At 66.5% G+C, this 26,160-nt stretch carries 24 protein-coding genes; 10 read left to right on the plus strand and 14 right to left on the minus strand.

Features of this window, described 5'->3' with window-relative positions; all coding sequences use genetic code 11:
• Positions 1 to 11: 11 nt before the first annotated feature.
• Positions 12 to 1,217 (minus strand): acetyl-CoA C-acetyltransferase, encoded by a 1,206-nt coding sequence (locus BP26_RS0104015; protein ID WP_029919296.1) that lies wholly within the window; start codon positions 1,215 to 1,217, stop codon positions 12 to 14.
• 277 nt (positions 1,218 to 1,494) lie between these two features.
• On the opposite strand from BP26_RS0104015, the gene BP26_RS0104020 reads away from it, so the two are divergent.
• Both BP26_RS0104020 and BP26_RS28270 read left to right on the plus strand, forming a co-directional pair.
• The gene (locus tag BP26_RS0104020; RefSeq protein ID WP_245611700.1) at positions 1,495 to 2,142 is read left to right on the plus strand and encodes a TetR/AcrR family transcriptional regulator; all 648 of its coding nucleotides are present in this window, start codon (positions 1,495 to 1,497) and stop codon (positions 2,140 to 2,142) included.
• A 72-nt stretch (positions 2,143 to 2,214) separates the two neighbouring features.
• Positions 2,215 to 2,742, plus strand: a complete 528-nt coding sequence (locus BP26_RS28270) for an REP-associated tyrosine transposase (RefSeq protein WP_084182782.1) — start codon at positions 2,215 to 2,217, stop codon at positions 2,740 to 2,742.
• A 144-nt stretch (positions 2,743 to 2,886) separates the two neighbouring features.
• Here BP26_RS28270 and BP26_RS0104030 read toward each other — a convergent pair whose 3' ends face one another.
• The 3 genes from BP26_RS0104030 to BP26_RS0104040 form a co-directional block, all read right to left on the minus strand.
• Positions 2,887 to 3,849 carry an alpha/beta hydrolase gene (locus tag BP26_RS0104030; RefSeq protein WP_051748239.1) on the minus strand — a complete coding sequence of 321 codons (963 nt, stop codon included), beginning with the start codon at positions 3,847 to 3,849 and terminating at the stop codon, positions 2,887 to 2,889.
• A gap of 69 nt (positions 3,850 to 3,918) precedes the next feature.
• Positions 3,919 to 4,548, minus strand: coding sequence for a LysE family translocator (locus BP26_RS0104035; RefSeq protein ID WP_036516118.1), 630 nt, complete (start codon positions 4,546 to 4,548; stop codon positions 3,919 to 3,921).
• A 2-nt stretch (positions 4,549 to 4,550) separates the two neighbouring features.
• The gene (locus BP26_RS0104040; RefSeq protein ID WP_029919300.1) at positions 4,551 to 5,330 is read right to left on the minus strand and encodes a glutathione S-transferase N-terminal domain-containing protein; all 780 of its coding nucleotides are present in this window, start codon (positions 5,328 to 5,330) and stop codon (positions 4,551 to 4,553) included.
• Between the two features lie 185 nt (positions 5,331 to 5,515).
• On the opposite strand from BP26_RS0104040, the gene BP26_RS0104045 reads away from it, so the two are divergent.
• From BP26_RS0104045 to BP26_RS27275, 3 genes are read left to right on the plus strand one after another with little or no spacing between them, the layout of a single operon-like run.
• Positions 5,516 to 6,136 carry an RNA polymerase sigma factor gene (locus BP26_RS0104045; RefSeq protein ID WP_084182784.1) on the plus strand — a complete coding sequence of 207 codons (621 nt, stop codon included), beginning with the start codon at positions 5,516 to 5,518 and terminating at the stop codon, positions 6,134 to 6,136.
• On the plus strand, positions 6,133 to 6,645 hold the full coding sequence (locus tag BP26_RS0104050; RefSeq protein WP_029919302.1) for a hypothetical protein: 513 nt from the start codon (positions 6,133 to 6,135) through the stop codon (positions 6,643 to 6,645). The genes BP26_RS0104045 and BP26_RS0104050 overlap by 4 nt, the downstream gene beginning before the upstream one ends.
• Positions 6,642 to 7,991, plus strand: a complete 1,350-nt coding sequence (locus BP26_RS27275; protein ID WP_051748241.1) for a DUF4097 family beta strand repeat-containing protein — start codon at positions 6,642 to 6,644, stop codon at positions 7,989 to 7,991. The genes BP26_RS0104050 and BP26_RS27275 overlap by 4 nt, the downstream gene beginning before the upstream one ends.
• A gap of 154 nt (positions 7,992 to 8,145) precedes the next feature.
• Here the strand turns inward: BP26_RS27275 and purH are convergent, their stop codons facing one another.
• From purH to cutA, 9 genes are all read right to left on the minus strand, one after another.
• Positions 8,146 to 9,714 (minus strand): bifunctional phosphoribosylaminoimidazolecarboxamide formyltransferase/IMP cyclohydrolase, encoded by a 1,569-nt coding sequence (gene purH / locus BP26_RS0104060; protein ID WP_029919304.1) that lies wholly within the window; start codon positions 9,712 to 9,714, stop codon positions 8,146 to 8,148.
• Positions 9,711 to 10,031 carry a helix-turn-helix domain-containing protein gene (locus BP26_RS0104065; protein WP_084182785.1) on the minus strand — a complete coding sequence of 107 codons (321 nt, stop codon included), beginning with the start codon at positions 10,029 to 10,031 and terminating at the stop codon, positions 9,711 to 9,713. Before BP26_RS0104065 ends, purH begins: the two co-directional genes overlap by 4 nt.
• 314 nt (positions 10,032 to 10,345) lie before the next feature.
• Entirely contained in the window at positions 10,346 to 11,251 is a 906-nt protein-coding gene (gene prmA, locus BP26_RS0104070) for a 50S ribosomal protein L11 methyltransferase (RefSeq protein ID WP_029919306.1), read from the minus strand.
• Positions 11,252 to 11,366: 115 nt separating this feature from the next.
• Entirely contained in the window at positions 11,367 to 12,722 is a 1,356-nt protein-coding gene (gene accC / locus BP26_RS0104075) for an acetyl-CoA carboxylase biotin carboxylase subunit (RefSeq protein ID WP_029919307.1), read from the minus strand.
• Positions 12,723 to 12,831: 109 nt separating this feature from the next.
• Positions 12,832 to 13,320: an acetyl-CoA carboxylase biotin carboxyl carrier protein gene (accB, locus tag BP26_RS0104085; RefSeq protein ID WP_029919308.1), complete on the minus strand. Its 489-nt coding sequence runs from the start codon at positions 13,318 to 13,320 to the stop codon at positions 12,832 to 12,834.
• 46 nt (positions 13,321 to 13,366) lie between these two features.
• Positions 13,367 to 13,810 (minus strand): type II 3-dehydroquinate dehydratase, encoded by a 444-nt coding sequence (aroQ, locus tag BP26_RS0104090; protein WP_029919309.1) that lies wholly within the window; start codon positions 13,808 to 13,810, stop codon positions 13,367 to 13,369.
• Positions 13,811 to 13,927: 117 nt separating this feature from the next.
• Positions 13,928 to 14,461 carry a TlpA family protein disulfide reductase gene (locus BP26_RS0104095; RefSeq protein ID WP_029919310.1) on the minus strand — a complete coding sequence of 178 codons (534 nt, stop codon included), beginning with the start codon at positions 14,459 to 14,461 and terminating at the stop codon, positions 13,928 to 13,930.
• Positions 14,462 to 14,481: 20 nt separating this feature from the next.
• A complete protein-coding gene (locus tag BP26_RS0104100; protein ID WP_029919311.1) occupies positions 14,482 to 14,955 on the minus strand; it encodes a protein-disulfide reductase DsbD domain-containing protein in 474 nt (157 codons plus the stop codon).
• Positions 14,952 to 15,278: a divalent-cation tolerance protein CutA gene (cutA, locus tag BP26_RS0104105; RefSeq protein ID WP_029919312.1), complete on the minus strand. Its 327-nt coding sequence runs from the start codon at positions 15,276 to 15,278 to the stop codon at positions 14,952 to 14,954. Before cutA ends, BP26_RS0104100 begins: the two co-directional genes overlap by 4 nt.
• A 107-nt stretch (positions 15,279 to 15,385) precedes the next feature.
• Here cutA and BP26_RS0104110 point away from each other — a divergent pair, with 107 nt between their 5' ends.
• The 3 genes from BP26_RS0104110 (at position 15,386) to putA (ending at position 21,643) form a co-directional block, all read left to right on the plus strand.
• Complete coding sequence (locus BP26_RS0104110) at positions 15,386 to 17,557, plus strand: sensor histidine kinase (RefSeq protein ID WP_029919313.1); 2,172 nt, start codon at positions 15,386 to 15,388, stop codon at positions 17,555 to 17,557.
• A gap of 184 nt (positions 17,558 to 17,741) precedes the next feature.
• Positions 17,742 to 18,389, plus strand: coding sequence for a response regulator transcription factor (locus tag BP26_RS0104115; protein ID WP_029919314.1), 648 nt, complete (start codon positions 17,742 to 17,744; stop codon positions 18,387 to 18,389).
• A gap of 89 nt (positions 18,390 to 18,478) precedes the next feature.
• Complete coding sequence (gene putA / locus BP26_RS0104120; RefSeq protein WP_051748243.1) at positions 18,479 to 21,643, plus strand: bifunctional proline dehydrogenase/L-glutamate gamma-semialdehyde dehydrogenase PutA; 3,165 nt, start codon at positions 18,479 to 18,481, stop codon at positions 21,641 to 21,643.
• A gap of 789 nt (positions 21,644 to 22,432) precedes the next feature.
• Here the strand turns inward: putA and BP26_RS0104125 are convergent.
• Complete coding sequence (locus BP26_RS0104125; protein ID WP_036516121.1) at positions 22,433 to 23,788, minus strand: adenylate/guanylate cyclase domain-containing protein; 1,356 nt, start codon at positions 23,786 to 23,788, stop codon at positions 22,433 to 22,435.
• Positions 23,789 to 23,910: 122 nt separating this feature from the next.
• Between BP26_RS0104125 and BP26_RS0104130 the strand changes: the two genes are divergently transcribed.
• Both BP26_RS0104130 and BP26_RS0104135 read left to right on the plus strand, forming a co-directional pair.
• Positions 23,911 to 25,302 carry an MATE family efflux transporter gene (locus BP26_RS0104130; RefSeq protein ID WP_029919317.1) on the plus strand — a complete coding sequence of 464 codons (1,392 nt, stop codon included), beginning with the start codon at positions 23,911 to 23,913 and terminating at the stop codon, positions 25,300 to 25,302.
• 106 nt (positions 25,303 to 25,408) lie between these two features.
• Positions 25,409 to 26,044, plus strand: coding sequence for a peroxiredoxin (locus tag BP26_RS0104135; protein ID WP_029919318.1), 636 nt, complete (start codon positions 25,409 to 25,411; stop codon positions 26,042 to 26,044).
• The last annotated feature ends 116 nt before the right edge of the window (positions 26,045 to 26,160 follow it).

Genomic DNA, 26,160 nt, shown 5'->3' on the forward strand with positions numbered 1-26,160 from the left:
CTTGTTCCTGATTAGACGCGTTCGATGATGGTGGCGATGCCCATGCCGGCGCCGACGCACAGCGAGATCAGCGCGGTGGACTTGTCGGTGCGCTCGAGCTCGTCGAGCACGGTGCCGAGGATGATGCTGCCGGTGGCGCCCAGCGGGTGCCCCATGGCGATGGAGCCGCCGTTGACGTTGACCTTGGCCAGGTCGATGTCCAGCGCGCGCACCGCTTTCAGCACCACCGCGGCGAAGGCCTCGTTGATCTCGAACAGGTCGATGTCCTTCACCGCCATGCCGGCCTTCTTCAGCGCCTTCTGCGCCGCCGGGGCGATGCCGGTGAGCATGATGGTCGGCTCGCTGCCGATCACCGCCACCGAGCGGATGCGCGCGCGCGCCTTCAGGCCCAGCGACTTGCCCTTCTCGCCCGAACCGATCAGCACCAGCGCGGCGCCGTCGACGATGCCGGAGGAATTGCCGGCGTGGTGGACGTGATTGATCTTCTCGATGGTGGTGTACTTGCGCAGGGCGGTGGCGTCGAACGCCATCTGGCCCATCTGCTCGAACGAGGGCTTCAGCGTCGACAGCCCTTCGACCGTGGTTTCGGGACGGATGAACTCGTCGTGGTCCAGCACCACCATGCCGTTAAGGTCGGTGACCGGGATCACCGACTTCTTGAAATAGCCCGCTTCGCGCGCCTTGCCGGCCAGCTGCTGCGAGCGCACCGCGAAGCTGTCCACGTCGTTGCGGGTGAAGCCTTCCAGCGAGGCGATCAGGTCGGCGCCGATGCCCTGCGGGGCGAAGCCCAGCTGGTGGTTGATGCGCGGATCCATGGCCCAGGCGCCGCCGTCCGAGCCCATCGGCCAGCGCGACATGCTCTCCACGCCGCCGGCCACGATCAGGTCTTCCTGGCCCGACATCACCTTCATCGCCGCCAGGTTCACCGACTCCAGGCCGGAGGCGCAGAAACGGCTCTGCGTCACGCCCGGCACGTTCTCCGCCCAGCCGGCGTACAGCACCGCGGTGCGCGCGATGTCCGCGCCCTGCTCACCCACCGGAGTGACGCAGCCCAGCACCACGTCGTCGACCTGGCTGGTGTCCAGCTGGTTGCGCTGCTGCACGGCGTTGAACAGGTTGCCGAGCAGGTGCACGGGGGAGACCTCGTGCAGGCTGCCGTCCTTCTTGCCCTTGCCGCGCGGCGTGCGCACGGCGTCGTAGATGAAAGCTTCGGTCATGGGAGACGGTCCTTGGGGCGACGTTGGGGTTGAATAGCTTGTATTGGGGGGGGAGGGCGGTTGAAGATGGCGGTAATGTATATTACTCTTACATCTCGCCCTGCAGCCCGAGTCGAGGCTGGCGGCGAAGATAGCGTGGCGCTCCGCGCAGAAATCTTGACCCGGCGAGCATAATCCTATGCTACGCCGAGGTCAATACGCCTGCGTATGGTGTGGCGCCACATGGATTCAGCTCTAGTAACTACTATTACTGCGCTTCCGCGCTTCGGGAACGAACATGGGTACGGCTTTGGATGAGAACGGCGCGCCGGCGGAGCGCGAAATGCAGCCGGTTGCGGATCGCTCGCAACTCGATCCGGAAACGCGCCTGCGCATCGAGCAGGCGGTGCTGGATATCTTCTCGGAACGCGAATTCCATCGCGTCGGATTGATCGAGGTGGCGCGCGGCGCCAACGTTTCGCTGCAGACCATCTACAAGTATTACGGCAGCAAGGAAGCCCTCCTGTTCAGCAGCCTCGATACCTGGATGGGCAAGCTCGGCACCCGCATGATCGACCACCTGCAGGGCATCGAGGATTACAAGGAGCGCTTCCGCAAGGTGTTCTGGGTCTCGCTCGACTTCTTCGAGCGCAATCCCAAGGTCATGCAGCTGGTGATGAGCTCGGTCTACCTCAATACCTGGCGCAAGCAGGAAACCTTCCAGAACCCCGAACTGTTCGGCACCTTCATCCGCGTCCTCGGCGAAGGCCGCGCCAAGGGCGTGCTCAACGACCAGGTCGACGAGAAGATCCTGCTCGACTACATCTTCGGCGTCATGTTCCGGCTGGTGCAGATGTACTTCCACCGCGGGCAGCGCGAGTCGCTGACCAAGCAGGCGAATGTGTTGTTCGAGATGTTGTGGCGGGCCCTGTCCAAGCCGACGTGATGGGGCTTGACTCGTCGTGGGTAGGGCGGGAGTAGCGCAGCGAATCCCGCCTTCCGCGCCGACACTTCAGACATGTCGCAATACGTCCGAGCTTTCGTCCCTGGTGGAACATTCTTTTTCACTGTTGCCACTCTGGAACGACGACGTCAGCTATTGACCGCGCATGTCGATCTGTTACGCCGATCACTTTCAAACGTCCGCGCCGTGCGACCATTTCGCATCGATGCCATGGTGGTTTTGCCGGACCACTTGCACTGCATCTGGACCCTGCCGCCGGACGATGCGGATTTTTCATCCCGCTGGCATGCTGTGAAATCGACTTTCTCGCGTGGTATTGCGCGAGGGGAACGGTTATCGGAACGACGGCTGATCAAAGGCGAGCGCGGCATCTGGCAGCGGAGATTCTGGGAACATGCCATTCGTGATGAACGAGATTTTGAAAGACACGCGGATTACATTCACCACAATCCGGTCAAGCACGGTCATGCGCGGACGGTAGCGGATTGGCCTCATAGCAGCTTTCACCGGTTTGTGGCTGCCGGAATCTACCCTTCGAATTGGGCGGCAGGAGACGAGGTTCGAAAGCTGGAATTTGAGTGAGCACGCGACAGGCGGGATTCGCTGCGCTACTCCCGCCCTACTACGGTGTTCATGGCCCCAAGATATGGCCCACATCAAATCAGCATGGTAGGGCGGGAGTAGCGCAGCGAATCCCGCCTTCCGCGAAAGCACCGCCCGCTGCTTTTACTTCGCCTTCAACACCCGCACAAAAAACTCCGTCTGATCCCGCGAAGCATTCTCGAACCCCTCATCGACATAAATGTCGAAATGCCCGATGGGATACCGCTTCACCTCGACCTTGCCGCCGCTGCGCCGTGCACCATCCTCCATCGCCCCCGGCGGCACCACCACATCCCCGGTGGCAATGCAGAACAGCGCCGGGCAAGGCAACCGCGGCGTCATCGTATTGGGCCGGTACATCGCCAGTCCCAGCGCCCAGGTACAGGTGATCTCGTTGCGCCAGTCCGCCGGCGCGATATTCAGATAGCCCGGCTTTGAATCCGGCGTGGTCAGCGCCGCGTTCTCACCCGGCATGCCCACCACCGGAATCCGCACCCGCCCGAGCCCCAGCGCGCCGCGCATGCCATCGGCCAGGCCGAAGGCGGTGAGCTTGAGCACATGCACCGGCCCGACCTTGCGCAGCAGATTGAGCAGGGAGGCGAAGCCATCCATCATCGCGCCCTGCGAGCTGACCGCCGCGATCTTGCCGTCCGCTACCGCGGCGGCCACCGAATGCGCCCCGGAGAACGAACTGCCCCAGGTGGCGATGCGGCTGGCATCCACGCCGGGCAGCGTGCGCGCATAAGCGATCGCCACGGCGAAGTCCTGCAACTGCCGTCCCACGCTGACCCACTGCCGCGGTTCGCCGTCGCTCTTGCCGAAATAGCGGTAGTCGAAACACAGCACGTGCAGGCCGGCTGCGGCGAAGCGCCGCGCGAACGGCTCCAGGCCGGCGGCGCGGGTGCCGCCCAGACCGTGGGCCATGACCACGCAGGGCAACTCGCCCCGGGCGTTCTTCAGGGATTCCTGCCCCGCGCCGGCGGCCGGCAGGAAATGCCCGCCGCGCAGCGTGACGCCATGGCTCGGAAACTCGACTTCCTCGACCGTGACGGCCAGTTCCGCCGCGCTCAGCTTCACATTCCCCATCCTGTTCTCCCCTCAAGCCTGTTGTGTGTCCCGCACTTTACGCCCCGGGCGATTGCACGGCCGTGTCGCTCAACCGACCAAACCCTCCAGCAGCATGCCGCAACCCAGCACCAGCAGGATCGCACCCATCACCCGGTCGATCCAGTGTCCGTAAGCCTGCAGCCGCGCGCGCACCCGCGGATGGCCCAGGGTCCAGGCGACGAAGCAGAACCACAGCCCGGTGGCGAAAATCATCCAGGCCCCCAGTGCCAGCCGCAGTTGTACCGAGGTGCCCACGGTAATCACCGCCGAGCACAGCGCGACGAAGAACAGCATCGCCTTCACATTCAGCGCATTGGTCAGGAAGCCGATGCCGAAGTCGCGCGCCGCGGCGCGCGCACCGGCGGCGACCGGCACCGCCCCGGTGGAGGGTTTTGCGCGCAGCGCGCCCCAGCCGATCCACAACAGCAGCAGGGCGCCGATATAACGCAGTCCCGTCAGCAGCGGCGGGTACTGCTGAATCGCCCAGGCCAGGCCGAACATGGCGTAGGTGATGTGCACCGAGATGCCGCTGGCGATGCCCAGCGCCGTGCGCAGCCCGGCGGCGCGGCCGTGCGCCAGGGTCTGGCGGGTGACGATGGCCAGGTCCGGCCCCGGGCTCATCACCGCCAGGGCATGCGCGGCCGCCACCACTGCGAACAGGGAAGCGGGATCAGCCAAGTTCAGATCTCTGCGACGCCGTATTGCCGCTTCAGGTAGCGGATGATGTCGTCCGACTCATACATCGCCGTGCCGGTATTGGCGTCCACCAGGTAAGGTACCTGCACCCGCCCGGTCAGCTCGAGCAGGCGCAAGCGATTGCGCCCCTCCACCGGCAGGTCGGGAAACAGCTTGCGGCGCAGCGAAGGCGGCCCCATGTCCTCCCAGCGCGCCTTGGCCGTGTTGCGCAGCAGGTAGGGCAACTCCAGCTCGCACAACAGTTCCCGCACCGGGCGCGAATAGGGGCTGGATTCGAAGCTGTACAGCTCCAGCGGCTGCGCCGGGGCCCGCGAAGGCCGCGCGCTGTAGCCGCGGAAGCTGCGCAGATTGGTCCGGGCGCAGGCGGCGAGGAAGGCGCTGCCCACCGCCACGCCGCGCAGGCTCCGGCTGGCCGGCGCGCGCCCGCCATAGTTGGCACGGAGGTAGTCGATGATGTCGGCCGACTCATACAGCTCCCGGCCGCTGTTCGGATCGACCAGGTAGGGAAACTGCTGCTTGCCGCCCCGCGCCTGTACTTCCGGCCGGAAGCGGCTGCCGCCCTGCGGGCACGGCAGGATCAGCGCGTCCAGGTCCAGCTCGGTCAGCGCCTCGCGCACCAGCCGGCAATAGGGGCTGGCCTCGTATTCATACAACCGTAACGGCTGCTCCGGTTGCACGGTGCGCGGCCGGAAGGCGGCGGTGCCGCGCCAGCCGCGCAGGCTGCTGGCCACGAGCGAACTGGTGAGGACGAGGGGATTGGGCACGGGTCGGTTCGGCGGCGGGAGTCGCCCATTATGCGTCTCCCGCCCCCCGCTCTGCATGCAAGCCGATGATTTCAGGTGGGTACTTCCCGGGAAGGCGTAGAATCACGGCCATGGGCGGCTACGCCATCCGGCGCGGGGCGCAAGGGGTTCAAACCTTACGCGGCGCTGGCGTATCTGAATAGCAAATGACGACGGCAACCCTATGTCCCACCCTGGAAGCCGGCTTGACTGCCGTGGCGGCGAGCGTGGTTAGCGGAAGCGCGGTAGTGGATTCCGAAGACCTGGCGCTGGTGCGGCAAGCCGCCGCCGGGGATTCGCGCGCCTTCGAGCAACTGTATCGACTGCACGTCGACCGGATTTACGGCCTGTGCTGCCGCCTGTGTCACGGCGACACCGCGCGCGCCGAGCAGTCCACCCAGGACGCCTTCGTGCGCGCCTGGGAGAAGCTCGGCAGCTTCCGCGGCGAGAGCCGTTTCGGCACCTGGCTGCACCGCCTGACGGTGAACGTGGTGCTGGGCGAGCACCGCCTGCTCAAGCGCTGGGTCACTTTCGAGGATGGGGTCGGCACGGAAGATGATTCCTCAAACGATGCGGTGATTCCATCGCAGCATGAGGATGCCGGCCTGAAGATGGATTTGGAGCGCGCGCTTTCACGCTTGCCGAACGGCGCGCGCACGGTATTGGTGCTGCATGACATCGAGGGCTACCAGCACGAGGAGATTTCCTCGCTGACCGGCATCGCTGTCGGAACTTCGAAAGCGCAGTTGCACCGCGCGCGGCGCCTGATGAGAGGATGGTTGGAATGAACGAGTTCGAACAGCGGCGCATGCAGGATGCGCACGGCGGCGATGAACAGCCGCCGATTCCCGGCCTGTCGGCCTTGAAGAAGGATTGTGCCCCGCAGCGCGACCTGTGGACCGGCATCGATTCCCGCATCCGCGTGCAGCGCGTCCGCCAGCAGCGCGCCCCCTGGCTCGCCGCGGTCGGCATCGCCGCCTCGCTGGTGCTGGTGCTGACCGCGTCCATCGGCCTGCAGGGCCTGCGCGGCAACCACCAGTCTTCCCCACTGCACGCCCCGGCCAACCTGCCGGTGATGGCTTCCGCCGCCGACAACTCCCTGCTGCCCGCCACCAACCGCATGCATCCGGAAACGCGGGCCCTGGTCAAGGCCAACCTGAAGATCGTGGACAGCGCGGAAAACCAGCTCAAGCGCGCCATCGCGGCCGATCCCGAGAGCGAATACCTGAAGAGCCTGCTGACCACCACCCGTCAGCAGAAGGAACAACTGCACGTGGTGCTGGCGGACGCGCGATGAACAGGCTGATTTTCACCCGGGCGCAGCCGAAGCTGTTGCTCGCCATCCTGCTCGCCGCTGCCTGCGTGGCGCCGGCTTATGCCGGCGAAACCGAAGGCCAGGATGAGCGGCAGCGTATTGCCGACGATGCGCGGCAAGCAGCGGCCGATGCCCGGCAGGCCGCGATGGACCGGCTGGAGGCGGCGCAGGAGCGGGCGAACGACGCACAGGTCGAAGCCACCCTCGATCATCAGGCCCTGGCCGAAGTCCAGGCCGAGGCGAAAGCCGAAGCCGCGCGGGTAAAGGCCTTCAAGCAATACGACCAGGCCCGCATCGAGAAGCTGACCGAGCTCGCCGCGCTCAACAGCCTGCCCTTCCTGGCGGTTTCCCCGGAGTCGCACAAGCATCGCCATGAAGATGCCGATTCCAGCGAGGACTCCGGCGGCCGCAACGACAGCCAGGTCAACGAACGTCACCCGCTCAACGGCGACGGCAGGATCTATGTCAACAATGTTTCCGGCACCGTGGTGGTCAATGCCTGGGACAAGAACGAGGTTCAGATCAACGGCAGCCTCGGCTACGGCGTCGACCACCTGGAAGTGACCGGTGATGCCGGCAACCTCAGCGTGGTGGTGAAGCTGCCCAAGCATTCGCACAACTCCGGCGAAAGCGACCTGCGCCTGATGGTGCCGGTGGGCGCGAGCGTCGAGCTGGAAACGGTCAGCGCCGACGCTTCGGTGCGCGGCACCCGCGGTCCGGTCAAGATCAGCACCGTCAGCGGCGACGTCGGCATCGACGTGCAGTCGCAGCAGGTGGCGGTGCAGACCGTCAGCGGCGACATGATCCTGCGCGCGCCCTCCAGGCTTACCCAGGCCAACACGGTCAGCGGTGACGTGCACCTGAGCGGTCTGGAAGGCAAGCTTTCGGTGGAAACGGTTTCCGGCAACCTTTCGGTCAAGGGCAGCCGCTTCTCCGAGCTCAAGCTCAAATCCGTCTCCGGCGACATGGGGCTGGATGCTTCGTTCCTGCGGGAAGCAATGGTGACCGGCGAGACCCTCTCCGGCAACATCACCCTGCATGTGCCGACCGATGTGTCCGGCACCGCCATGATCAAGAGCTTCAGCGGCGAAGCGCAATGCGACCTGCCGCAGAGTGCTTCCGCTTCCGCTGCTTCCAGTTCGCGCAATTCCAGCAGCAAGAAGCGGGAGTTCGTGTTCGGCGACGGCAAGGGCGTCAACCTGCAGCTGTCCACCTTCAGCGGTGACGTGCGCATCGACCGCCTGATGAGCCCGCCCGCACCACCTGCCCCCCCCGCACCGCCGGCTCCGCCTTCGCCGCCGTCTCCGCCGTCGCCGCGCGGCGGCTAGGCAGGATTGTTCGCCTCCTCTCCTGGTACACGGGAAGAGGATCGAACTGGAGAGGGAGCGTTCTGAATTGGCCCGGGTCGGGATGAGCGCAGCGAATCGCGACACCTCGCGACCAGGCAGGCGAGAGGTGCCTTGCGAAAACGGTTCCCGGCAATCAGTGCCTGAAGTGCCGGATGCCCGTGAACACCATCGCCATATCGTGCTCGTCGGCGGCGGCGATGACTTCGCCGTCGCGCATCGAGCCGCCCGGCTGAATCACCGCGCGGATGCCGGCGGCAGCGGCGGCGTCGATGCCGTCGCGGAACGGGAAGAAGGCGTCACTGGCCATCACCGAACCGGCCACCGTCAGCTTCTCGTCGGCGGCCTTGATGCCGGCGATTTTCGCCGAGTAGACCCGGCTCATTTGGCCGGCGCCGACGCCGATGGTCTGGCGGTTGCGGGCATAGACGATGGCGTTGGATTTGACGAAGGTCGCCACTTTCCAGGCGAACACCAGGTCATGCAGCTCGGCCTCGGTCGGCGCCCGCCTGGTCACCACCTTCAGCTCTTCCACCTTGATGCGGTGGGCGTCGCGGTCCTGCACCAGCAGGCCGCCGCCGACGCGCTTGTAGTCCAGCGCCGGCGCGGGCTCGTCCGGCCAGGGGCCGGTTTCGAGCAGGCGCACGTTCTGCTTGGCGGCGACCACCTTCTTTGCCGCTTCGGACACCAGCGGCGCGATGATCACCTCGACGAATTGGCGGTCGACGATGGCCTGCGCGGTGGCGGCGTCGAGCTCGCGGTTGAAGGCGATGATGCCGCCGAAGGCTGAAGTCGGATCGGTCTGGTAGGCCAGGTCATAGGCCTTGCCGATGCCGTCCAGGCTCACCGCCACGCCGCAGGGATTGGCATGCTTGACGATGACGCAGGCCGGCTTGACGAAGGACTTGACGCATTCCAGCGCGGCGTCGGCGTCGGCCAGGTTGTTGTAGGACAGTTCCTTGCCCTGGATCTGGTGCGCGGCGCCGACGCTGCCCAGCGGCGCATTGCGTTCGGTATAGAACGCGGCGCGCTGGTGCGGGTTCTCGCCGTAGCGCATCACCTGCTTCTTGTCGAATTGCAGGCCTAGCACGCCGGGGAAGAAATCGCGCGTGCCGTCGGCTTCCAGGCTGGAGAGGTAGGCCGCCACCGCCGCGTCGTAACGCGAGGTGTGGGCAAAGGCCTTGGTCGCCAGGGTGCGGCGCATGGTGTCGCCGATGCCGCCGCCGTCCAGCGCGGCCAGCACCGCGGCGTAGTCGGCCGGGTCGACCACGATGGCGACGTGATCATGATTCTTGGCGGAGGCGCGCACCATCGCCGGGCCGCCGATGTCGATGTTCTCGATCGCCTCGGCGACGCTGACGCCGGGCTTGGCCACGGTCTGCTCGAAGGGATACAGATTGACCACGATCAGGTCGATCGCCGTGATGCCGTGCTCGGCCATCACCGCTTCGTCGGTGCCGCGGCGCGCCAGGATGCCGCCGTGGATCTTCGGATGCAGCGTCTTGACGCGGCCGTCCATGATCTCCGGGAAGCCGGTGACATCGGACACTTCCTGCGCCGCGATGCCGGCGGCGTGCAGCGACTTCCAGGTGCCGCCGGTGGAGATCAGTTCGACGCCGTGCGCCGCCAGCTGCGCGGCGAATTCGATCAGGCCGTGTTTGTCGGAAACCGACAGCAGGGCGCGGCGCGGCTTGAGCGCGCTCATCGGACGTACGACGCGTCGGACGGCAGGTCGGTGGATCGGTCGGATTGGTGATCGGATGAGCGGTCGGAGCGTGCGGCGATCTTGTACTGGCTCAGTTTCTTGCGCAGCGTGGCGCGGTTGAGGCCGAGCAGGTCCGCGGCCCGGGACTGGTTGCCGTCGCAGTAACGCAGCGTGGCGCGCAGCAGCGGCGGCTCCACCTGGCCGAGGATCGTTTCGTACAGATCCTTCGGCGCATGGCCGTTGAGCGTACTGAAATATTCGTCGAGGCAGTCCGCCACCGAGTGGCAGAGCGCTTTGTTGTCGTCAGATTTGGACATACAAGAGAATGATGCAGCCCTGTTTGTCATGGTTGTTATCGATAAGGCCCGCAACATCCTTGCTGGCCTCCTTCAGGCGGACTACGCGCGGCGGGGGCCGCGACCATCCATTGATTCCAATGATTCAACAAGCCGAATCGTTGACGACAGCGTCATTCGGTCAGGCCGGTGCGATGCTTGAAATTAACCCGTTCGATCGTCCGGCTCTGCCTCCGTCCGTGGACACTTTTTGGCCAGATCGAAAAACGGGGAGGCGATAATACTCAAGTCGTTGCGGCAGCGAAAGCACCGTTCGTCACGTTACAGTCATCAAATCACGACGACGTCACACGCCGCGTGCCGCTGATGCGCGCCCAGTCTTCCTGGTGGCTGTCCTCGTCGAAGTCGAACCACGGCGCATAAGCGCCGCGCACCTCGTCCGCCTGCGATTGCAGCACCCCGGCGAGGACGATGTTGCCGCCGGCGCGGACCCGCTGCGCCAGCATCGGCGCGAGCTGCATCAGCGGCTTGGCCAGAATATTCGCCAACACGATGTCCACAGGTTGATCCACAGCTTGTTCAGTGAATTGTTCAACGCTCGCGCAACGCAAACGCTCATGCACATCATTGAGTTGGGCGTTGCCGACGGTCGCGATGAGGGCTTGCGGATCGATGTCCACTGCATCAGCATGCACCGCGCCCCGTTTCAGCGCAGCGATGGCCAGGATGCCCGAACCACAGCCGTAATCGAGCACGCGCTTGCCGGCCAGCGTGTGCAGTGCCAGCCATTGCAGGCACATCGCGGTGCTGGGATGGGTGCCGGTGCCGAAGGCCAGGCCCGGATCGAGCTGCACCACGGTGGCGCCCGCTTCCTCGATGCGGTGGCCGCTGGGACAGATCCACAGCCCCGGCGTCTCCGCCGCGCCGAAGCGCATCGGCTTGGCATGCTGCAGCCAGGCGTTGATCCAGTCCTTGTCCTCCACCGTGCGCAGCTCGAACACCAGCTCGTCGCCGTCGGGCAGCAAGTCGCGCAACACCTTGCGCACCTGCTCCAGGTCGATCTCCGGATGGAACAGGCCGCGCGTGATGGTATGCGGCCACAACGGCGTCGCGCCCGGCGCCGGTTCCAGCACCGGTTCGTCGGCGGCGTCGGTCATGGTGACGGAGACCGCGCCCTGCGCCAGCAGCGCCTCCTCGGCGAAATCGGGATAGCGGCTGGCGACGAGAAGTTCGTTCCACATAAAGGCAGTGATTAGTGGTTAGTGACTAGTGGTTAGTAAAAGCAAAAGCAGTGGAGTGGCCGGATTCCGTCTTTACTAACCACTAATCACTGACCACTAACCACTAACCACTGCTTCACTGCTCCGCCGCCCACTCCGGTATCCGCTCGCCGAGATAGTGGATGTGGTGCTCGCCGCGCACGAACACCTCGTCTTCGAGGATTTTGCGCTGCAGCGGGATATTGGTGTGGATGCCTTCCACGATCATCTCCGCCAGCGCCGTGCGCATGCGGGCGATGGCCGACTCGCGCGTCGGGCCATAGGCGATCAGCTTGCCGATCATCGAATCGTAGTTCGGCGGCACGCGATAGCCGGCGTAGACGTGCGAGTCCATGCGGATGCCCGGCCCGCCGGGCGCATGGTACTTCTTCACCTCGCCCGGCGAGGGAATGAACTTGAACGGGTCTTCGGCGTTGATGCGGCACTCGATGGCGTGGCCGCGCAACTGGATGTCCTCCTGCCGGAACGGCAGCGGCTCGCCGGCCGCCACCATGATCTGCTGGCGGATCAGGTCGATGCCGGTGACCATCTCCGTCACCGGATGCTCCACCTGGATGCGGGTGTTCATCTCGATGAAGTAGAAGCGGCCGTTGTCGTAGAGGAATTCCATGGTGCCGGCGCCGCGGTAGCCGATGCGCCTGCAGGCGTCGGTGCAGAGCTTGCCGATTTCCTCGCGCTGCGCCTGCGTGATGTGCGGCGCCAGGGCCTCTTCCACCACCTTCTGGTTGCGGCGCTGCATCGAGCAGTCGCGCTCGCCCAGGTAGACGGCGTTGCCGTGCTCGTCGGCCAGCACCTGGATCTCGATATGGCGCGGCACCTCGAGATACTTCTCCAGGAACACCGAGCCGTCCTTGAACGCCTGCAGCGCCTCGTTGCGGGCCAGCTGGATCGAGTGGATCAGATCCTCTTCCCTGCGCACCACGTGCATGCCGCGGCCGCCGCCGCCGGCGGCGGCCTTGATCAGCACCGGGTAACCGACCTTGGCGGCCGTCTCGCGGCACTTGGCCTCGTCGTCCGGCAGGATGCCGTCGGAGCCGGGCACGCAGGGCACGCCGGCGGCGATCATCTCGGCCTTGGCGGTGGTCTTGCCGCCCATCAGGCGGATCGTTTCCGAGCGCGGGCCGATGAAGACGAAGCCGCTCTTCTCCACGCTTTCGGCGAAGTCGGCGTTTTCCGACATGAAGCCGTAGCCGGGATGGATCGCATCCGCCTCGGTGACCTCGGCGGCGCTGATGATCGCCGCCATGTTGAGGTAGCTGCCGGTGGCCGGCGCCGGGCCGATGCACACGGTCTCGTCGGCCAGGCGCACATGCTTGAGGTCGCGGTCGGCGGTGGAGTGCACCGCCACCGTCTTGATGCCCAACTCGCGGCAGCAGCGCAGGATGCGCAGCGCGATCTCGCCACGGTTGGCGATCAGGATTTTCTGGAACATATAAGTAGCACCACCCTGCGATGTCAGCGCAACCGCGTGTGGATTTCGCTGACCTGATTATTTGAATAGTCCCGGCCATGGATGGCCGGGTGCTTGAACAGGATGTTCACTACGCCGGATCTATTGCGAAAAGGGGCTGATCGAATTCGACCGGCTTCTCGTTGTCGGCCAGCACCTCGACCACCACGCCGGCGCGATCGGCCTCGATCTGGTTGAGCATCTTCATCGCCTCGATGATGCACAGGGTCTGTCCGGCCTTGACCGTCTGGCCCACTTCGACGAACGACTTGGCGCCCGGCGAGGGCGAACGGTAGAAGGTGCCGACCATCGGCGACTTGACGATATGGCGGTTGTCCGCGGCCTTCGGCGCCGGCGCGGCCGGTGCGGCGGCCACGGGCGCGGGTGCGGGGGTAGCCGCCGGAGCGGGCGCCGGTGCCGTCAGCTGTTGCGGAGGCGGCGCGTAATACTGTGCCGGCATCGGCGCGCCGGTGGGCTGGCGGCTGATGCGGACGGATTCCTCGCCCTCCTTGACCTCCAGTTCGGAGATGCCGGATTCCTCGACGAGTTCGATGAGGGTCTTGATTTTGCGCAGGTCCATGGCCTTGCTGTCTCCCTGGTATTACTTGATGTCGGTTTTGTGTGGGTCAGATCTGCTGGAGCCGCTCGTGCGCGGCCAGCAGCGCCAGCCGGTAACCCAGCGGCCCCAGGCCGAGGATCACGCCGGCGGCGATATCCGAAAAGTAGGATTTGTGGCGGAATGTCTCGCGTGCGTGGACGTTCGACAGGTGAATCTCGATGAACGGAATCGCCACCCCCAGCAGGGCATCGCGCAAGGCGACGCTGGTGTGGGTGAAGCCGCCCGGATTGAACAGGATGAATGCCGCCCCATCCTGCCGCGCCTGGTGGATGCGTTCGATCAGCAGGCCTTCATGATTGCCCTGGAAGCAGTCCAGCACATGCCCCAGTCGCTGCGCTTCCCCGCTCAGGCCGGCCTCGATCTGCGCCAGCGTCTGCGTGCCGTAGACCCCGGGCTCGCGCGTACCGAGCAGGTTCAGGTTGGGGCCATTCAGCAGCAGCAATCGGCTCACGCAATGCGCTCGTCAAGGTGTCGCCGCATTGTGCATGAATCGTCTTCCGGAAACAACACGGAAGCGAAGTTAAGCGATTATCGCCGCATGATGGCAGCGGTTAGGCGCAGATTCGAGCTACTGAGCAGCGGCCGGAGGGAGGTGGCTTTCGATCAGCTTGACCAGCTGCGCCGGAGTGAATTCACCCAGCTGGCGATCCAGGATCAGGCCGTCCGGGCTGACCAGGATCGAGAACGGCAGGCCGCCCGGACCGTTGCCGAGCTTTTCCATGATATCGATCATGGAATCCGGCGTACCCGACAGTACAGGGTAGTTGATGCCGAGCGGGCCCAGCATGCTGCGCACCGCATCGGGATCATCCACCGCAGGCCCTACGATCTGCAAGCCGCGTGCCGCGTACTGCTTCTGCAACTTCACCAGCTCCGGAATCTCGTGCAGGCAGGGCGTGCACCAGGTAGCCCAGAAATTCACCAGCAGCAGCTTGCCGCGCCATTCCTCGAAGCCGTGCGGCTTGCCGTCCAGGCCACTCAATTGCAGGCCGGCCGGCAGGGGTTCGGCGGCGACCGTGCCCTCGTGCGCGTAGCGGTAGAAGCCGTAACCCGCCGCCGCCGCGATGATGCAGGCAACCACAATCAGGATGATGGAACGCATTGTGTTCTCGGAATATTAAGTTAGTGCGACAGGTCGATCACATCGATCGTCCTGCTCTGCGGCGGATAACACACGCCGGCTTCGGCGCAGCCCTGATAGCTCACCCGCAGCCGCTGCGGCGCGGCGGCGCCCTGCGGCCAGTGCAGGTCCGCCTTCAGGCTGCCCCGGTAGATCTCGGTCTTGCCTTCATGTTCGTCCTGGATCGGCTCGCCCCTGGGCAGTTCCGGCGTGTCCAGCCGCGCACCCTCCGGGGCCAGCGCCAGGAAGGCGATCCGCTTGCGGTACAGATAGTATCCCGGGGCGATTTCCCAGCTTACCTTGAGGGAATTCCCCTCGCGTTCCGCGGCCAGCAGCTGGAAGGCCTGGTCGGCTTTCAGCAGTTCATGGCTGGCGCCGGCGGCTGCTCCGTCCTTTTTCGGCCAAAAGCCGTCCGCCGCCGCCGTGCCGGTGAGCAGGGCGGCACCGATCGCCATGCAGAGCGCGGCGTTTTTCATGTGGTTGAATCGTGGATCCATTGCAGGTAGGCGGGCAGCCCGCAAGCCAGATTGACCGCAACCACTTCGGGAAGTTCGTAAGGATGGAGCCGCCGCACTTCCGCCTCCAGCTCCGTATAGCGGGCCTGGCTGGTCTTGGCGATGAGCTGGACCTCCTCGGCGCGTTCCACCGTCCCCTGCCAGCGGTATATCGAGCGGCCCGCCGGCAGCAGATGGACGCAAGCGGCCAGCCGCGCCTCCACCAAGGCGCCGGCCAGGGCATCGGCGGCGGCGGCAGGGCAGGTGACGAATACCAGGAGGGTATCTTGCGGGGAAACGGACATGGAGCGCGCAAAAGGCGTGGGCAGCGGAGTCTAAAGCGGCCGCGGTTGCCTCGCTACTGTGCGCTGCGGCATGGCGCCGGGCCGGCGGCCTCGCTACAGTCGCAGCAATGAGCAGCCTTGCCGCCAGCCCCGATAGCGCCAGCCAGGCCCGCGCCCTGCCGCCCTCGCGGGCGATCGGCTTTGCCGTGGCGCTGTCGCTGGCCACCATCGTGCTGTGCCTGGAACTTGCCTCCGGCCGGCCGCATCCCGGCATCGAGCTGCACAGCGTCGGCGCCGATCGGCCGCCCATGCTGTACGAAGCCGACATCCAGCCCGAGCCATTCGAGCCGGGCACCGTCATCGCCGCCATCTCCACCGCCGGCGGTCAGCCTTTCGCCCTGCGCGGAGACGATCTCTCGGAGGAGCCGGATTCGATGTTCATCGGCTACCCGGCGTTCAACGCCTTCTTCCAGAGGCAGCAGCAGATCGCCGCCATCCAGCGCGCGCCCGAGATGGAACTGCACGCCGCCGACGGCCGCATTGCCACGCTGCGGCCGGCGCGGCACCGCCCCCTGTCCGATCTGCCTTTCATCTTCTGGCTGCAGCTGGTCTGCGCAGTGGGTTGCTGGATCACCGGCGCCGCCATCTTCGCCTTCCGCCCGGAGCAGGCCGTCGCCCGCTACTGCGCGGTGACCGGCTTCGGTGCGCTGCTCATGGCCGGAAGCGCCGCCATCTACAGTTCGCGCGAGCTGGCGCTGCCCGGCGAGCTGTTCCGGACGCTGTCGAGCGTCAACCACTTCGGCGCCTTGTTGACCATCGGCGCCTTCGCCGCGGTGATGTGGCACTACCCGCATCCGCTGGGCCGGGCAAGGCCCGCGCCCTGGCTGATCGCCGGCTGCCTGCTGGTGTGGCTGGCCGACTTCCTGCAATGGCTGCCCTTCGGCAATCTGTTCCAGCAGGCCGTCATCATCCTGGGCTATGTGTGCAGCTGGTCGCTGGCCGTCTTTCAGTGGCGTGCCGCGCGTGGCGATCCGCTGCGGCGCGCCGCGTTGCAGTGGTTCCTCCTGTCCTGGTTCGTCGGCAGCGGCGCGGTGCTGGCGCTGGTGTCGGTGCCGGCCATGGCCGGCATCGACAGCGGCAGCCTGCAGGCCTACGCCTTCGGCTTCCTGCTGCTCAATTCGGTGGGCCTGGCGCTGGGCATCTCGCGTTACCGCCTGTTCGACCTGGAAACCTGGTGGTTCCGCGCGGTGGTGCTGGTGGTGGGCGGCTTCTCGGTGGTGGTGCTGGACGTGATCTTCGCCGCCGCCCTGCATTTCGAGGCGCCGGCCGCGCTCGCGGCCTCGCTGATCCTCTCCGGCTGGATGTATTTCCCGGCGCGGCAGTGGCTGATGTCGCGCTTCCTCACCGGCGCCCGGCAGCTGCGCGTCGACGACGTGCCGAGCCTGCTGCGCGACGTGCTGGCGCCGAATGCCTATGCCGTGGACGAGCTGCTGCCGGAAGCGCTGCGGCAGCTGTTCAACCCGCTGTCGCTGCATCCGCAGCAGACGCCGCAGACGGAAGTGGCCATCGCCGAAAACGGCCTGGCCCTGCGCGTGCCGGGTATCGGCGCGCTGCCGGCCTGGGAGGCGCGCTTCGCCGGCGACGGCCAGCGACTGTTCACGCGCCGCGATGTGCAGGTCGCCTCGGCGGTGCGCGCGGTGCTGGATCGCGTCGCCGCCTACCAGGTGGCGGTGGAGCGCAGCATCGAGCAGGAGCGCGCGCGCGTGGCGCAGGACCTGCACGACGATATCGGCGCGCGCCTGCTGACTTTGCTGCACCGCTCGGAAGGCGAGGCGGCGCAGTCGATCCGCGAAGTGCTGGCCAGCTTGCGGTTGACGGTCTACGGCCTGGGCGCGCGGCCGCAGTCCGTCGGCAATTGTCTGGCGCACTGGCGCGCCGAGGCGGGCGAACGCTGCGAGGCCAGCGGCGTGCAACTGGTCTGGACCGAGCGTGCCTTGCTCGCGACCACGCTGCTCGATGCGCCGCAGCAGCTCAACCTGGCGCGGGTGCTGCGCGAGGCGCTGAGCAATGCCCTGCGCCATGCCGCGCCGACACGCATCGGCATCGACGTCGCCATCGTCGAACAGGCGCTGGAAATCACCGTGGTCAACGACGGCGCGACGGCGCCGCCCGAGCAGTGGCGCAGCGGCCTGGGTCTGCGCGGCATGGACCAGCGCATGCAGCGCCTCGGCGGCAGCCTTACACTGCATGGCGACAGCGGCAGCACCCGGGTGGTCATCCGCCTGCCCTTGCACGCGTGACCGCTTCACCGATAGGCGCTTAACCGTTTCTTTACACGCCCGGCAATTCCCTATACGCCGTTATTGCGTTAAAACCGCCATGGCCGGGTATCACGGCTTATCCACCCCTTTTCAGGGGGTGACTAGAATCAAGGATGAGGACGACACTGTGACGCAGCGCAGACAATTTCTGGGAGTGGCGGAGATGCGGCACGGGTTGGTGGTGGAGGATCTTGCCGCCTCGGCGCAGTGGCTTGCGCGGGTATTGACGGAAGCCTTCCCCGGAATTGTCGCCATCACCGCCGAAACCCTGCAGGAAGCCCGCGCCGCCGCTCTGAAAACCGAACCCGACATCGCCCTGGTCGATCTCGATCTGCCCGATGGTTCCGGTGTCGACCTGATCCGCGAATTCACCCGCGCCTATCCGTCCTGCCGTTGCATCGTCGCCACCATCTATGCCGACGACCGCCACCTGTTTCCGGCGCTGCGCGCCGGCGCTCAGGGCTACCTGCTCAAGGACCAGCCGATCGACCGCGTGGTCGCGGCCCTGCAGGCCATCGGCGGCGGCGAGCCACCGCTGTCGCCCGCCATCGCCCAGCGCCTGCTGCGCGTATTCAGCGACGAGCTGACCCAGAATGCCTCCGAAGAGGCGCGACTGACCGCGCGCGAACGCGAAACCCTGGTGCTGATCGCCAAGGGTTTCCGCCTGCCGGACGTGGCGCAGCAACTGGGCGTGACCCGCCATACCGCCGCCGGCTTCATCAAGGCCATCTATCGCAAGCTCAATATCTCCAGCCGGGCCGAAGCCGCGCTGGAGGCTGCCCGCATGGGGCTGGTCCGCACCGACCTGTAGGACCCCCCTACGTTCTGGCTTCCCCGGCCCCTCCGCCCGGGGTTGCGGCATGCGAAAATGGGAATATTCCCATTCCTTCTCGCATGCAAATGCCCAATCCCCAACCGTCTTTCCTGTTCGCGGAGCCCCTGCCGGCGCGCACGCCGCTGCGTGCCGCGATCACCGAGCTGTACCTCGCCGACGAGACCGCCCTGGTCAACCGCCTGCTGGCCATCGCCGAACCGCCGCCCGAGCTGAGCGGCCGTATCATCGAACAGGCCTCCGACTGGGTGCGGCGGGTGCGCCTGCTGAAGGAATCGCAGAGCGCGCTGGACGCCTTCATGCGCGAGTACGACCTGTCCTCCGAGGAAGGTGTGCTGCTGATGTGCCTGGCCGAGGCGCTCTTGCGCATCCCGGATGACGAGACGGCGGAGAAGCTGATCGCCGACAAGCTGTCCGAGGCCGACTGGGACAAGCACCTGGGCGCCAGCGATTCGCTGTTCGTCAACGCCTCCACCTGGGGCCTGATGCTGACCGGCCGCATCGTGCGCCTGCCGCTGGAAACCCCCGGCAACTTCCGCTCGGTGTGGTCGCGCCTGATCAACCGCAGCAGCGAGCCGGTGATCCGCGTCGCGGTGCGCCGCGCCATGCGCATGATGGGTAGCCAGTTCGTCATGGGCCGCACCATCGAGGAAGCGCTGAAGCGCTCGCAGAGCCGCGACCAGCGCGCCTACCTGCATTCCTTCGACATGCTGGGTGAAGCGGCGCTGACCGCCGCCGACGCCGAGCGTTATTTCAAGTCCTACCAGGCCGCCATCGCCAGCATCGGCAGTTTCGGCAGCGATCACGCCAGCCTGCCGGTATTCCTGCGCCCGAGCATCTCGGTCAAGCTGTCGGCGCTGCATCCGCGCTACGAATACGGCAACCGCGCCCGTGTGCTGGCCGAGCTGACGCCCAAGCTGCTGATCCTGGCGCAGGCCGCGCGCGCCCACGACATCGGGCTCACCGTCGACGCCGAGGAAGCCGACCGCCTGGAGCTGTCGCTGGACGTACTGGAGGCGGTCTACCGCGATCACTCCCTGCGCGGCTGGGAAGGCCTGGGCCTGGCGGTGCAGGCGTTCCAGAAGCGCGGCATCGCCGTGATCGAGTGGCTCGAAGGCCTGGTGCGCGAAGTCGGCCGCCGTATGCCGGTGCGCCTGGTCAAGGGCGCTTACTGGGATACCGAGGTCAAGCGCGCCCAGGAGCAGGGCCTGCCGGGCTACCCGGTGTTCACCCGCAAGGCCAATACCGATGTGGCCTATCTGGCCTGCGCGCGCCGCCTGATCGCCGCGCGCGAACTGTTCTATCCGCAGCTGGCTACGCATAACGCCCACACCGTGGCCGCGGTGCGCGCCTATGCCGGCAACGACCAGGGCTATGAATTCCAGCGCCTGCACGGCATGGGCGAGGCCCTGTACCAGGTGGTACACGAGGACGCCGCCATTCCCTGCCGCGTCTACGCGCCGGTGGGCAGCCATGAGGACCTTTTGCCCTACCTGGTGCGGCGCCTGCTGGAGAACGGCGCCAACACCTCTTTCGTCAACCGCATCTTCGACGAGGCCGTTCCCGCCGAGCAGCTGGTGGCTGATCCCGTCGCCGCGGTGAAGGCCCTGGCGGTCAAGCCCAATCCCGCGCTGCCGCTGCCGGGCGAGCTGTATGGCGCGACGCGGCGCAACTCCGCTGGCCTCAACCTGCCGGACGAAGCCCTGCAGACCGCCTTCGCGCGCGAGCTGGCCGCGGTGCCGTCCCTGCCGCGCGCCGCTTCGCTGATCTACGACGGCGCCGTCAGCATCGGCGACGTGCGCGCCATCACCAGCCCCGCCGATCGTCACCAGGTGGTGGGCGAATGGCTGGCACTGGAGCCGGGCAAGGTGGGCGATGTGGTGGCCGCCGCCGTCGCCGCCTATCCGCGCTGGAACGCGACGCCGGTGGAAAGCCGCGCCGCCATCCTCGAGCGCGCCGCCGACCGCCTCGAAGCGCGCCGCGCCGAGTTCATGCGCCTGCTGATCCTCGAAGCCGGCAAGACCGTGCTCGACGCCCTTGCCGAAGTGCGCGAAGCGGTGGACTTCCTGCGCTACTACGCCGCCCTGGCGCGGCGCCTGCTGGCCCATGCCGAGACCCTGCCCGGGCCCACCGGCGAGCACAACGAGCTGCAGCTGCACGGCCGCGGCGTGTTCGTCTGCATCAGCCCGTGGAATTTCCCGTTGGCCATCTACACCGGCCAGATCGCCGCCGCCCTCGTGGCCGGCAACCCGGTCATCGCCAAGCCGGCGGAACAGACCAACCTGGTCGCCGCGCAGATGGCGCAGCTGCTGCGCGATGCCGGCGTGCCCAGCTACGTCTTCCAGAACGTGCTGGGCGAGGGCAACGTCGGCGCCGAACTGGTGGCCGATCCGCGCATCGCCGGCGTCGCCTTCACCGGCTCGGTGGAAGTGGCGCAGCTGATCAACCGCAAGCTCGCCGCCCGCACCGGCCCCATCGCCACCCTGATCGCCGAGACCGGCGGCCAGAACGCGATGATCGTCGATTCCTCGGCGCTGCCGGAGCAGGTGGTGAAGGACGCGCTGTACTCGTCCTTCTACTCCGCCGGCCAGCGCTGCTCGGCGCTGCGCGTGCTGTTCCTGCAGGAAGAGATCGCCGACAAGACCATCCACATGCTCAAGGGCGCGATGCAGGAACTGAGCATCGGCGATCCGGCCCTGCTCGCCACCGACGTCGGCCCGGTCATCGACGAAACCGCGCGCGCGCGGCTTGCCGCACACGGCGAGGCCATCGGCAGGATCGGCAAGACCATCCACCAGCTGGCCCTGCCGGCGAGTTGTGCCCGCGGCACCTACTTCGCGCCGCTGGCGGTGGAGATCGAGAAGCTGGAACAACTCGAACAGGAACACTTCGGCCCGATCCTGCACATCGCCCGCTTCCCCGGCCGCGGCCTGGAGCGGGTGATCGAGTCGATCAACCAGTCGCAATTCGGCCTGACCCTGGGCGTGCACAGCCGCATCGAATCCACCTGGCGCAAGGTGCAGACCCTGGCGCATGTCGGCAACTGCTACATCAATCGCGGCATGACCGGCGCGGTGGTCGGGGTGCAGCCGTTCGGCGGTGAGGGACTGTCCGGTACCGGGCCGAAGGCGGGTGGGCCGCATTACCTGCTGCGGTTCATCACCGAACGCACGCTGACGGTGAATACCGCAGCGGTTGGCGGCAATGCACGTCTGCTGGCTGCGTCGGGCTAAAGCCCGGCTTGGTTTGACCCCCCTGCTGTTCCCCCTCTCCCCACGCATGTGGGGAGAGGGTCGGGGTGAGGGGTGCTTTTCACCTGACTGAACACCACCCTCCGTTCGCCCCGAGTGCCCGCGAAGCGGGTGTGCTTTCCCGAATGTCCCGAGTGAATCGCAAAGCGATTTGTATCGAGGGAGGGGCCAAGCGCGGACCTCTCTCCCGTCGTCATTCCGGCGAAAGCCGGAATCCAGGCTTCGGTGAACTTGGGTGCTGGATCAACTCGCTTTGGACGCTGAAACCTCCGCGTACGCGCTTGCGCGCGAGGCATTGACAGCGCTTGCTGAGAGCCCGGTTCCGCCTTGAAGGCGGGTCACTTTCTTGTCTCCAGCGACAAGAAAGTAACCAAAGAAGCGCCGCCCCGGAGCCTGCGCCCATCAATCACCTGTCGGTGATTGATGGGTTCCCTGCGCTTCTCGCCCGCGGCGGGGTTTTCAGACAGGCCATCCCTGGCCTGTCTGAAAACGCTTCGGCATCCTGCCTCGCCTCGCGCCAAACAGGCGCGAGCCCATGTCGCCGCGGACTGCGATGCTCGGCGCAGGCAACGGGGGGAACGTCAAAAACCACGTCAAAAGCGCAAAGCAACGTCAACAGCCTAAAACAACAGCAAAAGCGGTCTGCGGCTGATTTTTAAATGGGTTTCCGTCCTTCCCGCCGGTTCAAAATGCGCTGGCACATAGCGCGCTGGCCGCATGCGTGCCAACAACAAACCTTGGCACGCATGGCACGCATGGAGAATTCGGCCCTCAATCCCGCTTCGGCGCTTCCACCGAATACAGCGGCCACTTGCTCGGCACGCCCTTCAGCTCATGGATGCCGCGCTCCTTGAACTTGTAGCGCGATCCGATCAGCACGTCGCGCACGGTGCGCGACACCAGCACGTCGCCGCCGTGGGCCAGGCCGAGGACGCGGGCGCCGATGTGTACGGCGGTGCCGCCGACGCGGCCGTCCTCGCGCAGTTCGAGTTCGCCGATGTGCAGGCCGGCGCGGATCTTGATCTTGAGGTTCAGTTCCTTCAGCTCGGCGTGCAGGGCATGGGCGCAATCGATGGCGTTGCCGGGGGTGTTGAAGATGGACAGGGCGCCGTCGCCGGCGGAGTCGACCAGGCGGCCGCCGTAGCGTTCGATCTGGCCGCGTACGACCTGGTCGTGACGGTCGAGGACCTGGCGCCAGGCGGCGTCGCCGATCTTGGCGGCGAGGCGGGTCGAGTCGACCATGTCGGTGAACAGGACCGTGGCCAGCACCCGTTCCGGCTGGCTGCCGCGGCGCTGGCCGGTGATGAATTCCTCCATCAGGCCCAGGTATTCGTCGGCGCCATCCCAGGCGAAGTCGCCGTCGCCGCCGGACAGCTCGACATACTGCGCGCCGGGGATGTGCTCGGCGATGTAGCGCGATTGCGCGGCGGTGAACAGCTTCGCCTCGCGCCGGCCCAGCACCAGCGTCGGCACGCGCACCGTCGGCAGCACCGGGCGTGCGTCGATCCGCTGGCTTTCGCTGAGGTTTTCCACCACCTTGCGCGGCGAGGCCATGGCGCGCTGGAATTTGGCGAACCAGCGCATCACGGCCGGGTTCTGCGCCTGGCTCGGCACCCATAGCGCGGCGAATTCCTCGCTGCCCCATTTCTCGGCCACCAGCTCCAACAGCTGCTTCGCCGCCTTCGGCGAATGGCCCTGTGGATAGCCTTCGGCCTGAAGCAGGCTGGCGGTGGTGCTGCCCAGGATCAGGCCGGAGCAGCGCTGCGGGTGCTGTTCCACGAATTTCAGGATCAGCGGCCCGGCGTCCACCGTCCCGGCCAGTACCGGCGCTCTTGCGCCGGTGGCTTCGAGCACGGCGAGCAGGTCCTGCGCCCAGTGCAGGTCGATGGAGCCGCCGTCATCGGGGCGCGGGTCGGAAACGCCGGAGCCGCGCCGGTCGAAGCGGATCAGCCGGCAGAAGGAAGCGATGCGGCGGTTGATGCGCGCATAGCTCGGCTCCTCCAGCTGGAGGTCGAGATGGCTCCATAGGCCGCTGGAGAAAACCATGTCGCGCGGCCCCTCGCCGAAGACCTGGTAGGCCACGCGGTCGTTGCCGACCTTGGTGAACTTCGTTTCTGGCTGAATCAACGGCTTTTTCTGCCTGTTTTGCTTGTTCCGTATCGTAGCTGTACGGGGCGCCGCTTGTCCCGCTGGCTTATCATTGCGCCCCGGTACCGGGCCCCAATCCGGTGCAAGAAAATCCGCCTGTCATGTCCCAGCCGTCCTCCAGTCCTGTCAGCGCCGCCGTCCGCACGGAGATCCGCGCCAACCTGAAGCTGGCGCTGCCGCTGATCGCCGCGCAGCTGGCCGGTGTGGGCATGGGCGCCATCGACACCATCTTCGCCGGGCGCCTCGGCGCGCAGGCGCTGGCGGCGGTGGCGGTGGGCGTCAATTTCAACGTCATCTTCTTCGTGCTGTTCATGGGCCTGTTCATGGCCTGCTCGCCGGTGGTGGCGCACATGGTCGGGGCGGGGCGGCCGCAGGCGGACATCGGCGCTTTCATCCGCAAGGCGAGCCGCTTCGCCTGGATCGCCGGCGCGGTGTGGGTGCTGCTGCTGAATCTGAGCGCGGCCCCGGCCCTGCGGCAGCTCAACTTGGACCCGCGCACCACCGACCTTGCCATCACCTTCGTCCGCGCCCTGTCCGGCAGCGGCTTCGGCCTGAGCCTGTGGTTCACCCTGCGCTTTTCCGCCGAGGGCCTGGGGCAGGTGCGGCCGATCCTCTATGCGGGGCTGGTGGGCCTGCTGTGCAACGCGGTGCTGGACTGGCTGCTGCTGTTCGGCCACTTCGGCATGCCGCGCCTGGGCGCGCCGGGCTGCGGCGTCGCCACCACCGTGTCCAGCCTGGCCATGGCCGGCGTGCTGCAATGGCAGTTCGGCCGCCGCGCCGGCCTGCGCGAAGTGATGCGGGCCAGCGCCAACGGCGCCGTCTGCGCCGAGGGCGTGCGCGAGATCCTGCGCATCGGCACGCCCATCGGCCTGATCCTGCTGGCCGAGGCCGGCCTGTTCGTCACGGCGGCGATGCTGATGGCGGAGTTCGGCGACACCACCGTGGCGGCCTACCAGGTGGCGATCAACTTCGCCTCGATGGTGTTCATGATCCCGGTGGGCGTGGCCCTGGCCACCACCGTGCGCGTCGGCCATGCCGCCGGCGCCGGCCAGCACCGCACGGCGCGCTTCCGCGGCTTCGTCGGCATGGGCCTGGGACTGGCCAACGCCGCTTCCAACGCCGCCATCATGGCGCTGTTCGGCGGCGTCATCGCGGGGTTCTACACTGCGGACGCCGGCATCGCGGCGGAAGCGACCTATTTCATGCTGCTGGCCGCCGCCTTCCAGTTCTTCGACGGCCTGCAGGCCACCGCCAACGGCGCCCTGCGCGGGGTCAAGGATACGCGCCTGCCGATGCTGATCACCCTGGTGTCCTACTGGCTGGTCGGCATGCCGGTGGCGTGGTGGCTGGCGTTCCACGGCGGCCTGGGGCCGGGCGGGCTGTGGTGGGGCCTCACCGCCGGCCTCGGCGCGGCCTCGATCGGGCTGTCGCTGCGTTACTGGCTGCAGACACGGCACGCGGCCGAGGCGAATCGATCTGAGCTTATGGCTTGATTAGTTCTAAGGCCGGTGCATCATAATGGACATCCTGCCCAAGCCGCCGGGCATCCATGCCCGGACTGTTGAAACAAGCGGGCACCTGCCCACCGGAGGAAACAACATGTCACTGCAACTCGGCGATATCGCCCCCGATTTCGAAGCGGAAACCACCCAGGGCAAGATCAAGTTCCACGACTGGCTGGGCAACTCCTGGGGCGTGCTGTTCTCGCACCCCAAGGACTACACCCCGGTCTGCACCACCGAGCTGGGCTACACCGCCAAGCTCAAGCCGGAATTCGACAAACGCGGCGTCAAGGCCATCGGCCTGTCGGTCGACGCGCTCGGCGCGCACGAAGGCTGGTCGAAGGATATCGAGGAAACCCAGGGCCACGCGGTCAATTTCCCGATGATCGCCGACGCCGACCGCAAGGTCTCCACCCTGTACGGCATGATCCATCCCAACGCCAGCGACACCTTCACCGTGCGCTCGCTGTTCATCATCGACCCGAACAAGAAGATCCGCCTGACCATCACCTATCCGGCCAGCACCGGCCGCAATTTCGACGAGGTGCTGCGCGTCATCGACTCGCTGCAGCTCACCGACAAGCACAAGGTGGCCACCCCGGTGAACTGGAAGCAGGGCGAGGACGTGATCATCGTCCCCTCGGTCAAGGACGAGGACGCGCAGAAGCTGTTCCCCAAGGGCTGGAAGGCGCTGAAGCCCTACCTGCGCCTGGTGCCGCAGCCCAAGAATTGACCGGCGGCCAACGGCCGCCGACCACCGTCCCTCTCCCTTTGGGAGAGGGGAGGGCCGAGCGCGGAGCGCTTGGCGGGGTGAGGGCGCACTTTCCACATTGCGGCTCACTCGTTGAG

The organism is Nevskia soli DSM 19509 (assembly GCF_000711955.1).
GTDB lineage: Bacteria > Pseudomonadota > Gammaproteobacteria > Nevskiales > Nevskiaceae > Nevskia > Nevskia soli.